We start from the raw sequence: 12264 nt of genomic DNA on the forward strand, positions 1-12264 counted from the left end.
GTGAACATCAAGAAGACCTCCCTGTACGCCACCGCGACCGCGGCCGGTCTCGCCCTGACCCTGACCGCGTGCGGCGGCTCCGGCTCGGGCGGCAGCGCCTCCGGCGGCTCCTGGAACAAGAACGCCACCGTCAACATCGGCTCGCTCTACGAGCCGCAGAACCTCGACAACACCGCGGGCGGCGGCCAGGGCGTGACCGAGGCGCTCAACGGCAACGTCTACGAAGGGCTGTTCAAGCTCACCGACGACGGCAAGGTGGACAAGCTCCTCGCCCAGGACTACAAGGTCAGCCCCGACGGACTCACCTACACCTTCACCTTGCGCGACGGCGTGAAGTTCCACAGCGGCAAGCAGCTGACCAGCGACGACGTCAAGTACAGCCTGGAGAAGGTGATCGCGCCCACCTCCCAGTCCGCCCGCAAGAGCGACCTCGCGGTGATCAAGGACATCGCCACCCCCGACGCCCGTACCGTCAAGGTCACGCTGTCGCAGAAGTCGATCTCCTTCGTCTACAACCTCTCCTACGTCTGGATCATCGACTCCCAGGCGAAGAACCTGAAGACGACCGAGGACGGCACCGGCCCCTACACGCTGGACAAGTGGACCCGGGGCTCTGCGCTGAGCCTGAAGCGGTTCGCCGGCTACTGGGGCACTGCCGCCACCAACCAGGAAGCCGTCTTCCACTACTACAAGGACGCCACGGCCCTCAACAACGCGCTCCAGACCAATGCCGTCGACGTCGTCACCAGCGAGCAGTCGCCCGACTCCCTCGACCAGTTCAAGAACAACCAGAACTACAAGGTCAACGACGGGAACTCCACCACCAAGCTGCTGCTCGCCTTCAACGACAAGGCCAAGCCCTTCACCGACGTCAAGGTCCGCCAGGCCGTCACCGACGCCATCGACAAGAAGAAGCTCCTGGAGTCGATCTGGGGCGGCTACGGCAAGCTGATCGGCTCGATGGTGCCGCCGACCGACCCCTGGTACGAGGACCTGACCAAGGTCAACGCCTACGACCCGGCCCACGCCAGGCAACTGCTCGCCGAGGCCGGTTACGCCAAGGGCTTCTCCTTCACCCTCGACACCCCGAACTACGACCCGCACCCCACCGCCGCGACCTTCATCAAGTCGGAACTCGCCAAGGTCGGCATCACGGTCAAGATCAACATCATCACGCCGGACGAGTGGTACACGAAGGTCTACCAGAACCACGACTTCACGGCGACGCTCCAGGAACACGTCAACGACCGCGACCTCGTCTGGTACGGCAACCCCGACTTCTACTGGGGCTACGACAACAAGCAGGTCCAGCAGTGGGTGAAGCAGGCCGAGCAGGCCGACACCACCGCCCAGCAGACCCAGATCCTGAAGCAGGTCAACCGCAAGACCGCCGAGGACGCGGCCAGTGACTGGCTGTACCTGTACCCGCAGATCGTCGTGGCGAACAGCACGCTGTCCGGCTACCCGCTCAACGGCCTCAACTCCCAGTTCTACGCCTACGACATCAAGAAGAAGGGCTGATGGCGCGCTACCTGCTGCGCCGCCTGGTCTTCCTCGTGGTGTCCTTGGCCCTGGCGAGCGTCGTGCTGTTCGTGCTGCTGCGCCTGCTCCCCGGCGACCCGGCCAACGCGCTCACCTCGGTGGGCGCGAGCCCCGAGCAGATCGCCGCGGCCCGGCACGCCATCGGCTCCGACAAGCCGCTGCCCGAGCAGTTCACCCACTGGCTCGGGCAACTGGTGAGCGGTGACCTCGGCACCTCCTTCGTCAGCTCGCTCCCCGTCGGGCCCGAGGTCACCAGCCGGCTGAACGTCACCGTGCCGCTCACCCTCGCCGCCTTCGTCCTGGCCGTCCTGATCGCCGTACCCGCCGGGTTCGTCGCCGCCCACAAACGGCACACCTGGTACGGCGCGCTGCTCAGCGGTGTCTCCCAGCTCGGCATCGCCGTCCCGGTGTTCTGGCTCGGCATGATCTTCATCGCCGTGTTCGCGCTGAACGCGGGCTGGCTGCCGGCCGGCGGCTTCCCGCAGGACGGCTGGTCCGCCCCCGCGGACGCCGTCCGCTCACTGGTGCTGCCGGTCGTCACCATCGCCCTGGTGATGAGCGCGTCGCTGATCCGCTACGTGCGCTCCGCCACCCTCGACGTGCTGGGCAGCGACTACCTGCGCACCGCCCGCGCCCTCGGTGCCTCCTTCGCGGGTGCGATGTGGCGGCACGGACTGCGCAACGCCTCCGTGCCGGTGATCTCCGTCCTCGGCATCGAACTCGCCTCCACCCTGCTCGGCGCGGTCGTCGTGGAGTCCGTGTACGCCCTGCCCGGCCTCGGCTCGATGCTCGCCACCGGCATCTCCCAGCACGACTACCCGGTCATCCAGGGCGTGCTGTTCGTCTCCACCCTTGCCGTGCTGCTCATCGGTTTCGCGGCCGACCTGGTCCAGCGGATCATCGACCCCCGGCTGCGCGGACGACTGACGGGAGCCGCCCGATGACCGGGACCGACCTGCTCGAACCGGCACGGGCCGGCAAAGCGGCGCGGACCGGGCGGCAACGGCGCGGCTCCGCCACGCTCGTCGTCGGCTGCGTCCTGGCCGGCGCCATCGCCCTGCTCGCCGTCGTCTCCCTGTTCTGGCTGCCGTATCCGTCCGACGACACCTCCGGCGGGCGCCTGGCCCCTCCCGGCGCGGGACATCTGCTGGGCACCGACAAACTCGGCCGGGACCTGTTCACCCAGGTGATGACCGGCTCCCGGATCGCCGTCGAGGCGGGGCTCGGCTCGGTGCTGATCGCCGCCCTGATCGGCGTCACCCTCGGGGTGCTCGCCGCGTTCGCACAGGGCTGGCTCGACGACACGCTCTCCGCGTTCCTCGACATCCTGATCGCGTTCCCCACCCTGCTGCTCGCCATGCTCATCGTGGCCGCACGCTCGGCGACCCTCTCCTCCGCCGTCCTCGCGATCGGCCTGGCGCAGAGCGCCGTCGTCGCCCGGCTGGTGCGCATCCTCGTCAAACGGGTCCTCGCACAGGACTACATCGTTGCCGCCCGCACCTCCGGGACTTCCTGGCCGCGCACGGTGCTCGGCCACGTCCTGCCCAACATCTGGCCCACCCTCGTGGTCAACCTCGCCCTGCAGTTCGGCCTCGCCGTGCTCGCCGAGGCCGGGCTGTCGTACCTGGGCCTGGGCGCGCCGCCGCCCAACGCCTCGTGGGGACGCATGCTCCACGAGGCGCAGGCCACCTTCACCACCGCCCCGGCCGGCGCCCTGGCCCCCGGCATCCTGCTCGTCCTGCTGGTGATCGGGGTCAACCTCGTCGCCGACGGGCTGCGCGACACCCTCGACCCGGCGACCCGCCGGAGGCGCACATGACCCTCCTCGACGTCCGCGGCCTGACCGTCCGCACCGCCGACGGCCGGACCCTGGTCGACGACCTGTCCTTCCGCGTGGCGAGCGGTGAACGGCTGGGCCTCATCGGCGAATCCGGCTCAGGCAAGTCGCTCACCACACTCGCGGTGCTCGGTCTGCTGCCCGACGGCATGACCGCCACCGGCAGCGTGGAACTGGCCGGCACCCAGATCGTCGGCGCCCGCGAGAAACGGCTGACCGCCGTGCGCGGCCGGGACGCGGCCGTCGTCTTCCAGGAGCCGCTCACCGCCCTCGACCCGCTGATGCGGGTGGGCCGCCAGGTCGCCGGACCCCTGGGCCGGCGCACCGGCCTGAAGGGCGCCGCCCTGCGCGACGCGGTACGCGAGGCGCTGGCGCAGGTGCGGCTGCCCGAACCCGAACGCGTCGCCCGCGCCTTCCCGCACGAGATCTCCGGCGGACAGCGCCAGCGCGTCGCCCTGGCCATGGCCCTGGCCTGCGCGCCCAAGCTGCTGATCGCCGACGAACCGACCACCGCCCTGGACGTATCCGTGCAGGCGGAGATGCTGAACCTGATCGACGCCCTGGTCCGCGAGCGGGAGATGGCGGTCCTCTTCGTCAGCCATGACCTGGCCGTGGTGGCCCGGGTGACCGACCGGGCCCTGGTGCTGAAGGACGGCCGGGCCGTCGAGGACGGCACGGTGCACGACCTCGTCCGCAACCCGCGCGAGCAGTACACCAAGGACCTCGTGGCCAGCGCCCGCACACTGGAGTCCGCCCTGGACCTGAGGAGCCCGCGGTGACACCCGTACTGGAGCTGAAGGACGTGGCGCTGCGCCACCGGGGGAGCGCCGCCCACGCCGTGGAGGACGTCTCCCTCACCGTCGAGACCGGGCGGAGCCTCGCCCTCGTGGGCGAGTCCGGGGCGGGCAAGACGACGCTGCTGCGCCTGCTGCTCGGCCTGTCCCGGCCCACCGCCGGCGCCGTACACTTCGACGGCGCCGAGCTGTCCCCGCGTGACCGGGCCCAACTGCGCCGCTTCCGGCGCGGCGTGCAGTGCGTCTTCCAGGACCCCTACTCCTCCCTGGACCCGCGCCGGCGCGTCGCCGCGATCGTCGCCGAGCCGCTGCGCTCCCTGGGCATCGACACCCGGGCCGGCGCCGCCCCGAAGGTCGCCCGGGCCCTGGAGCGGGTGGGTCTGCCCGCCGACGCGGCCACCCGCTATCCGCACGAGTTCTCCGGCGGACAGCGCCAGCGGATCGCCATCGCGCGGGCCACGGTGTGCGAGCCACGGGTGCTGCTCGCCGACGAACCCGTCAGCGCGCTCGACGTCACCACCCGGGTCAAGGTCGTCGACCTGCTCGCCGAGCTGAAGCGGGAACAGGGGCTGACGCTCGTCATGGTCTCCCACGACCTGTCGGTCGTCGCCTCCCTGTGCGAACGCACCGCCGTGCTGGAACACGGCAGGATCGTCGAGCAGGGCGATACCGCCCAGGTGCTCGGCGACCCGGCCCACCCCTACACCCGCCGGCTGATCGAGAGCGTGCCGCGCCTGCCGGTCTGACCGGACGGCTCACTCGGCGCGGTCGCCGCCCCGCAGATGCAGCGAACGCAGCGCTGCCTCCAGGGCGAAGCGGTGGTCGGGGTCGGCGAGCCGGGCACCCAGCCGCGTGTCCAGGTTCCGCAGGCGGTAGCGCACCGTCTGGGCATGGACCCCCAGCATCTCGCCGACCTGCTCCGCGGGCGCCCGGGTGGAGATGTGCAGGCGCAGGGTCTCCATCAGCCGGCTGCGGCGGCTCGTCGGCAACTCGTCGAGCGGCGCCAGCTCCCGGGCCGCCAGCTGGGACACGAGCGGCGGGTCGGACAGCAGCCACAGCGTCACCAGATGGTCCTCGCAGCTCACCAGCGGGGCGTCGGCCACGACCCCCTCGTCGACGAGTTGCAGCACCCGGCGCGCCCAGCGGATGGAGTCGGCCGCCTGGGCGAGCGGCACGGTCAGGCCCGTGACGGCGTGCGTGCCGCCCAGCGCCGCGTCCAGCATCGCCAGCCGGTCCGTGGTCAGCGCCCCCGGAACGAGCAGATGGGGCTGCGGAATGTCCAGGTCCGCGAGGACGTCGCCGGCCAGCCCCGCCTCCAGATGGTCCGGTACGGGGGAGCGCAGCGCGACCAGCGTCACCTCGGCGGGCAGCGGCCAGGCGGCCGCCTCGCACAGCCCGGACACGGTCGCCTGGGGCAGCGGCGGCGCGGCGAGGATCAGGTGCAGCAACTGTCTTCGCACCGCCGAGACCTCGGACGAGGCCCGCGACTGCACCTCCGTGTAGCCCTCGCGGGAGAGCGCCTCCAACTCCTCGACGTAGGCGAACAGCGCGTCGGCGAAGGCGAGGATGACGGTGGGGGAGAGGTTGTACTGCCGTCCCACCGCCTTGGCGCGGCGCAGGGCGATGCGGGCGCCCAGTCGGTAGGCCCCCTGAAGGGTGTCCAGCTCCCGGCCCTCGTACGCCTCCACCCGCCCGAACTTGCGTAACAGCTCGTCACGCAGCGCCGAGTTCTTGCCCGGTTCGGCCACGCGGTCCACGAACGCGGACAGGGCCTGCTCGACGCCCTGCCGGATGGCGTCGGCGTTCGGGCCGTTGAGCAGGCGCCCGTAGACCGGGTAGGCGCGGGTGACCTCGATGCGTATCTCCTTCATGAGGCCGGGCAACTCCGGTCGCATGAAGGCCGCGAACTCCCTGGGAAGGGGCTCGAGCGGTTCTCCGACCTGCGGCGACCGTACGGTTGAAGGCATGGCTGGTCGTCCCTTGCTCTCCGACGCGCCCGGTGGGGGGAGACCGGCCCGGGTGCCCTCTCCGGGTGGAGGGGGACACCCGGCCGGCCATCAGGTGCATACCTGTCTGGGCTGCTGAAGCTAAATCATGTTTCATGCTTCGTACACAAGTCGTGCACGGTTTGCCGCAGCGAGACGGGATCGGACTGCCGGGACGGCTGATAATCGACTTTCCGGGCCGGTTACTTGACGGCGGACTTCCAGTTGCGTGACAGGACCTGACCGGCGTCGGGAGCGGCGGTGCCGGGTGCGGTCAGACCGGCGAGATAGGTCTGCGCGTCGTTGAGCGTCAGGCTGTTGTTCCCGGCGGGCGAGGGCAGCCCGGTCTTGAGGTTGACCGCCGCGTTGATCAGGCCGACGTTCAGGCCGCACCCGCTGGCCCCGGGCACCGCGAAACTGCTGTCGTTCTGGGCGGCGCCGGTGAGGGCGACCCGGCTCATCTCGCCGCCGTCCGCGACCGTGCCGTCGCCGTTGAAGAACGAGAGCCCGAACTCGGGGGAGGTGACGTTCTGCGGCTTCAGCACGATCGGGCTGGACTTCGTACCGATGTAGCAGTTGGAGCCGAGGAACGGGTTCTCCAGATGGATGCGGACCGGCAGGGCGACGATCGGCTTGCCGGTGACGATGCCCGCGGTCTGGTCGAAGTCGTGGGGCGCGGCGACGGACTCCACGGTCGCCGTGATCTTGTTGAGGGTGCTGTCGGTGAGCTGCTTGCAGATGTCGGTGATCACGGGGATGTTGCTCGGACACATCAGACCGAGCAGTCCGCCGGGCACGGTCGCGGAGTCGGCGATGATCGCCCCGTCGGCCGGTGCCGCAACGGAACTGGTGCCGTCGGAGTTCTGCACGATCCCCATCTGGAGATTGGTCCGGCCCGTCACCACGGTGGTGTTGCCCAGCTTGATGGAACCGCTCGGCGCCGTCGAGACCACGCACTGCGGTGTCTGGGCCAGGCCGTCCGCGGCGAGCATCGCCGGCGCGTCCACCGGGCAGCGGGTGAACGGCGCCCACTCGCCGTTGAGCTGGGCGGTCGCGGCGGTCGCCGTGCCCATCGAGGCGAAGGCGCCGAGTGCGGTGCCGAGCGCGGTGGCGGTCGTGACGAGTCTGGCGCGGTGCGAGAACCGGTTCATGTGGTGGCCTTCCGTGAGGGGTCCTGGCGGAGCGGGGCTCAGCGTTCGGGAACGGGAATCTTGAGGGGTTGCAGGTCCGCGGTGCACTCGTCCGGGTTGGGCGTCTCTGCGGACACGAAGCAGGTCTGGCCCTGTATCTGCTTGACGTAGTTGCCGGAGCCCGAGACCGAGGCCGTCAGGAGCCGGTCGATGTTCTCACCGCCTGCGCCGCAGCCGGTGAAGGCGGGGATGCTCATCTCGCCGGTCAGCGGGCCGCCGGACGTCAGCAGATAGCCGGTGGCCGGCTCGCCCGTGACCTGTTCTCCCCGGCCGTGGAGCACCAGATGGTCGCCGGGATGGTTCGCCGGATCCGGATCGGGGGAACTGAGGGGTTTCTCGGTCCGGCAGTTCGGACCCACGGCCAGCGGCGTCCCGTTGACCGAGAGCGAGGTGACCTTGAGCACGAGTGGTACTCGGACCCAGGTGTCGGTGCTCGTGAACACGAAGTCCGTCGCCCCGAGCGAGTCGATGGTCACCGGGCCGGTCTGCTCCAGCACCATGGTGGCGGTCGTCGGGGTGAAGCCGAACGTCAGGAACGTGGCCTTGATCGGCAAGGACGCCTTGCGGCCGCCGTTGTACAGGTCACCGGTGGAATGCTGCTTGATGGTGCCGCCGCTCCAGTCCGGGTAGGGGATGAACTCCGGCGGGCCCTGCTCGATCAGCGTGCAGGTCAGCGGGATCAGGGCGGCGCCCTTCAGCTTCTGCACGTTCGAGTACCCGGTGATGTACGCGTCCAGCGACTGCGGGCCGGCGGGGTAGCCGGCGTCGTACTTGCACGGTGGCGCGTCGGGTCGGTCCGCGGGGCCGCCGGGTGTGTCCCCGCTGACCCTGGGGGCCCGTTCGTTCTGCCGGTCCGCCGGGGCCCCGCCCTGCCCACCGGGCGAGGCGGAGGCGGAGGCCGACGCCGATGCCGACGGTGAGCCGCCGGGCCCGGACGGGGCCGCCCCGACCGGGACGGTGGCCAGCAGACCGGAGCCGGGTGCGTCCTCGGCGAGGGAGCACTCGGCGGTGAACGCGGCGGGAGCGCCGGTGGCGCCGTCGGCCGCGCTCGGTGCGAGGTCCACCGCCAAGTGCGTGGCGGACAGGGTCAGTTCGCCGTCGCTCCGGCCGGTCACCGTCGGGACGTCTCCCGTCGTGGTCAGCGTCAGCGGGCCGGTCGGCGGGAGGACCACGGGCTGTGCGGTGCCGCGCCAGGTCGCCTCGGCCCGGGCGTCGTTCTGCGCGACGGCGACGGTCAGGCGGGTCTCGGCCCGGACTCCGGCCGCTCCGGACGCGGCGAGGTCGGCCACCGCCTCCGCCGGGAACTCCACGGTCGTCGTGACGTCCGCGGGCCGGATCGGCTCGCCCGCCGCCACCCGGTCCGGAAAGGCCGCCGAGATCCGTACCGTCACCGGCCGCTGCCCGGACGGCAGCGTGCAGACGTAGGGGAGTTCGGCATCGGCCTGCCGGGTGCCCGCGGCGACGGCCACGGCCGGGACCATGGCGGCCAGCACGACGAACGCGGCGATGGCCGCGCCGCGGGCGCGGACCCGGGACGGCCGCCGGACGGCGGCACGGGGACCTCTCATCTGTTGCTCCGCTCGGGTGGTTCGGGTGCTCCGGGGTACGGCGAGGACGGCACAAGGCACACCCGGCAGGTCCGCCGCGGGGCGCACCGGCCGGACAGCGGCCCCGTGGGCGCGGGGAGACTGCGCGAGCGGCCACGAGGTCACCGCGGACGGACGACGGACCGTGGTGCACCACGGCCCGCGCGGCCCTGCCGCCTGCGCGTGTGCCCGGCCGGTGACTCCGGCCGGGCACACGCGCGGGACCTGCCTTACGGGTTGGAGCCGACGATGGTCGGGATGGTGCTGGTGCCGGTCACCTTGACGGCGTAGTTGCCCTTGAAGGTGGGCTTGGTGGACGTCGTGACCACGGTGCCGCAGCCGGCGGACGCCGTGGCGACGCTCAGGTCGCCGGAGACGCTGTTGACCGCCAGGATCCCGCTGGAGTTGGTGTACGTCGCGGAGGCTTTGCCGGTCACGGTGAACACACAGGCGCCCGCGGTCACCGTGGCCTTGACGTTGCCGATGTAGCCCGTGGTGACGCCGGCGTTGTAGTCCACGGCGACGACCGACCAGGGGGGCGTCGCCACGGTCGTGACGTTCCCGAGGACACTGGTGCACGGAGAACTGCTGCTGCCGAAGGTGACGGCGTTGATGGAGGCGACGGTCGCCGGGTTGCCGTTGGCGCTCTGCATGGTGCCGGACGCGCCCGACGTCGTGCACGTCATCGGGATGTTGGCGGTCAGCACGATGTTGCCGCTGTTGGTCGCCGTGAAATTGGCCGGGGACGGGTTCACGGTCCACACCGAGGAGGGCACCGCGGAGGCGGGGGCGACGGCCATGCCGAACGCGGCCGCGGCGGCACCCAGAACGACGGCGGTGCTCCGTATGGGTTTCTTCATGACGCTGGGACGCTCCTTGTGGATTGACCGACAGAGGAGGGCCGCTACGGCACCGACGGAGAGGGGGACCGGGCGACCCGCGGTTCGGAAAACCTCGACCGCGGGCACCGACGTTACTTGCCGGAAACTTGGCCGAACAATGCCAATGCCCATGATTCTTTGGCGAAGGGAATTATCTGTCCACCGGGTGAGCACCGGACTCCGCGGCTTAGTCACCCGGTGCTAAGACCGGTCCGGTGGGGCAGTCGCCTCCTGGCGCACGCAGGATACTCACCGGATGACAAGAACAGGGCGCCAATTTAGCTCCGCCCTGACAGTTTCCGGGCGGTCGCCTCGAATCTCACGCAAAACTCGGAACCCGCTATTGCCCGCCGAGGTTACTGGGTCGTAACGTGCCGGGTACGGCGCCGATCTCCAGGTGGGTGGCCCCCCGCCGGACGGAGACACGGCGGATGATGTCCGGCCCTCGCCCGTCTTCCGGGGCGGACATCCACCGGCAGGGTCCCGCGGATCCCCACCCTCCGCAGGCGCGTGGCCCCGCTCTGTCTCCCCGAGACAAGTGCGGGACCGGTCTTTGTCTGCGCGGTGACAAAGTCCGGGGGAGCCCCGGGAATCCGGTGCTCCACCTATTGTCAGCCAACCGTGCAGGGATTTAACGTGCGCTTCCGCGGTGCACGCAGAATCGTCCGTGCGGGAGGTGATATGGGAATCGAAGTGGTCGTCGAGGGCCTGACCAAGTCCTTCGGCAAGCAGAACATCTGGCAGGATGTGAGCCTCACCCTGCCGGCCGGAGAAGTCAGCGTCATGCTCGGCCCGTCCGGCACCGGAAAGACCGTCTTCCTGAAGTCGCTCATCGGTCTGCTCAAACCGGAACAAGGCCGTGTCCTCATCAACGGGGTGGACATGGTGAACAGCCCGGAACGCGACATTTTCGAGACCCGGAAACTCTTCGGGCTCATGTTTCAGGACGGCGCCCTTTTTGGTTCGATGTCCCTCTTCGACAACATCGCCTTTCCGCTGCGTGAGCACACCCGCAAGAAGGAGTCCGAAATCCGGCGCATCGTCATGGAGCGGATCGAGGTCGTCGGTCTGCTCGGTGCCGAGGGCAAACTGCCGGGCGAGATCAGCGGCGGCATGCGCAAACGGGCCGGCCTGGCCCGCGCCCTGGTGCTCGACCCGCAGATCATCCTGTGCGACGAACCCGACTCCGGACTCGACCCCGTACGCACCGCCTACATCTCCCAACTGCTGATCGACCTGAACGCGCAGCTCGACGCGACGATGCTGATCGTCACCCACAACCTCGACATCGCCGCCACGGTCCCCGACAACATGGGGATGCTGTTCCTGCGTAAACTCGTCACCTTCGGGCCCCGCGAGGTGCTGCTCACCAGCGAGGAACCCGCCGTCGCCCAGTTCCTCGGCGGCCGGCGCGAGGGCCCCATCGGCATGTCGGAGGAGAAGGACGCCGCCGCGCTCGCCGCGGAGGCCGCGGGCGCCCGCCCCGAGCGGCCCGCCCCGCCCCGCGAGATCGTCCCGCAACTGGAGCCGTCCCCCGGCCTCCCGCCGCGGCGTGCCGTCGCCCGCCGCCGGGAGCGGGTCCTCGGCATGCTCGACCAACTGCCGTCCGCCGCCCGCACCGTCATCGAGCGCACCTACGCCACCGTTGCCACCGCGCCCGCCCCCGCCGCCGGGGGCGGCGCATGATCCTCGGCGCGCTGCGGCAGACCGGACGGCTTTTCGCACTCGCCGCCGAAGTCGGCCGGGCCGTCTTCAGACGGCCCTTCCAGTTCCGGGAGTTCATCGAGCAGTTCTGGTTCATCGCCAGTGTCACCATCCTGCCCGCCGCGCTGGTCTCCATCCCGTTCGGCGCCGTGATCGCCCTTCAGGTCGGCTCGCTCACCCAGCAGTTGGGCGCCCAGTCCTTCACCGGCGGTGCCAGCGTGCTCGCCGTGGTGCAGCAGGCGAGCCCGCTCATCGTGGCCCTGCTGATCGCCGGCGCCGGCGGCTCCGCCATCTGCGCCGACCTCGGCTCCCGCGCCATCCGCGAGGAACTGGACGCGATGCGGGTCATGGGCGTCTCACCGGTGCAACGCCTGGTCGTGCCCCGGGTACTGGCCGCGATGGGCGTGGCCGTCCTGCTCAACGGCCTGGTCTCGGTGGTCGGCATCCTCGGCGGCTACGTCTTCAACGTCTTCCTCCAGGACGGCACCCCCGGTGCCTACCTGTCCAGCTTCTCCGCCCTCGCCCAACTGCCCGACCTCTACATCAGCGAACTCAAGGCCCTCGTCTTCGGGTTCATCGCGGGCATCGTCGCCGCCTACCGCGGGCTGAACCCGCGCGGCGGTCCGAAGGGCGTCGGCGACGCCGTCAACCAGTCCGTCGTCATCACCTTCCTGCTGCTGTTCTTCGTCAACATGGTGATGACGGGCGTCTACCTCCAACTCGTTCCGCCGAAGGGAGGCTGAGG

The 12264-nt window shown here is 70.4% G+C and carries 11 protein-coding genes; 7 read left to right on the top strand and 4 right to left on the bottom strand.

Annotated elements, in window-relative coordinates:
* Genes ACFY2B_RS28920 through ACFY2B_RS28940 form a run of 5 tightly spaced genes read left to right on the top strand, consistent with a single transcriptional unit; the run spans position 1 to position 4919 of the window.
* Positions 1–1521 (top strand): ABC transporter substrate-binding protein, encoded by a 1521-nt coding sequence (locus ACFY2B_RS28920; RefSeq protein ID WP_390765997.1) that lies wholly within the window; start codon positions 1–3, stop codon positions 1519–1521.
* Positions 1521–2486 (top strand): ABC transporter permease, encoded by a 966-nt coding sequence (locus ACFY2B_RS28925; protein WP_390765998.1) that lies wholly within the window; start codon positions 1521–1523, stop codon positions 2484–2486. The genes ACFY2B_RS28920 and ACFY2B_RS28925 overlap by 1 nt, the downstream gene beginning before the upstream one ends.
* Positions 2483–3361 carry an ABC transporter permease gene (locus tag ACFY2B_RS28930; RefSeq protein ID WP_390765999.1) on the top strand — a complete coding sequence of 293 codons (879 nt, stop codon included), beginning with the start codon at positions 2483–2485 and terminating at the stop codon, positions 3359–3361. The genes ACFY2B_RS28925 and ACFY2B_RS28930 overlap by 4 nt, the downstream gene beginning before the upstream one ends.
* Positions 3358–4158: an ATP-binding cassette domain-containing protein gene (locus tag ACFY2B_RS28935; RefSeq protein ID WP_390766000.1), complete on the top strand. Its 801-nt coding sequence runs from the start codon at positions 3358–3360 to the stop codon at positions 4156–4158. Before ACFY2B_RS28930 ends, ACFY2B_RS28935 begins: the two co-directional genes overlap by 4 nt.
* Positions 4155–4919, top strand: coding sequence for an ABC transporter ATP-binding protein (locus ACFY2B_RS28940; RefSeq protein ID WP_390766001.1), 765 nt, complete (start codon positions 4155–4157; stop codon positions 4917–4919). The genes ACFY2B_RS28935 and ACFY2B_RS28940 overlap by 4 nt, the downstream gene beginning before the upstream one ends.
* 9 nt (positions 4920–4928) lie before the next feature.
* Here the strand turns inward: ACFY2B_RS28940 and ACFY2B_RS28945 are convergent, their stop codons facing one another.
* The 4 genes from ACFY2B_RS28945 to ACFY2B_RS28960 form a co-directional block, all read right to left on the bottom strand.
* Entirely contained in the window at positions 4929–6140 is a 1212-nt protein-coding gene (locus tag ACFY2B_RS28945) for a helix-turn-helix domain-containing protein (protein WP_390766002.1), read from the bottom strand.
* Between the two features lie 221 nt (positions 6141–6361).
* Positions 6362–7309 carry a hypothetical protein gene (locus ACFY2B_RS28950; RefSeq protein ID WP_390766003.1) on the bottom strand — a complete coding sequence of 316 codons (948 nt, stop codon included), beginning with the start codon at positions 7307–7309 and terminating at the stop codon, positions 6362–6364.
* 38 nt (positions 7310–7347) lie between these two features.
* Complete coding sequence (locus ACFY2B_RS28955; protein WP_390766004.1) at positions 7348–8916, bottom strand: DUF6801 domain-containing protein; 1569 nt, start codon at positions 8914–8916, stop codon at positions 7348–7350.
* Between the two features lie 248 nt (positions 8917–9164).
* The gene (locus tag ACFY2B_RS28960; RefSeq protein WP_390766005.1) at positions 9165–9794 is read right to left on the bottom strand and encodes a hypothetical protein; all 630 of its coding nucleotides are present in this window, start codon (positions 9792–9794) and stop codon (positions 9165–9167) included.
* Positions 9795–10496: 702 nt separating this feature from the next.
* Here ACFY2B_RS28960 and ACFY2B_RS28965 point away from each other — a divergent pair.
* Together ACFY2B_RS28965 and ACFY2B_RS28970 are read left to right on the top strand one after the other, a co-directional pair.
* Positions 10497–11501 carry an ABC transporter ATP-binding protein gene (locus ACFY2B_RS28965; protein WP_390766006.1) on the top strand — a complete coding sequence of 335 codons (1005 nt, stop codon included), beginning with the start codon at positions 10497–10499 and terminating at the stop codon, positions 11499–11501.
* Complete coding sequence (locus tag ACFY2B_RS28970; RefSeq protein ID WP_390766007.1) at positions 11498–12262, top strand: MlaE family ABC transporter permease; 765 nt, start codon at positions 11498–11500, stop codon at positions 12260–12262. Before ACFY2B_RS28965 ends, ACFY2B_RS28970 begins: the two co-directional genes overlap by 4 nt.
* The last annotated feature ends 2 nt before the right edge of the window (positions 12263–12264 follow it).

Source organism: Streptomyces sp. NPDC001270 (assembly GCF_042896695.1).
In the GTDB taxonomy this organism is placed as follows: Bacteria; Actinomycetota; Actinomycetes; order Streptomycetales; family Streptomycetaceae; genus Streptomyces.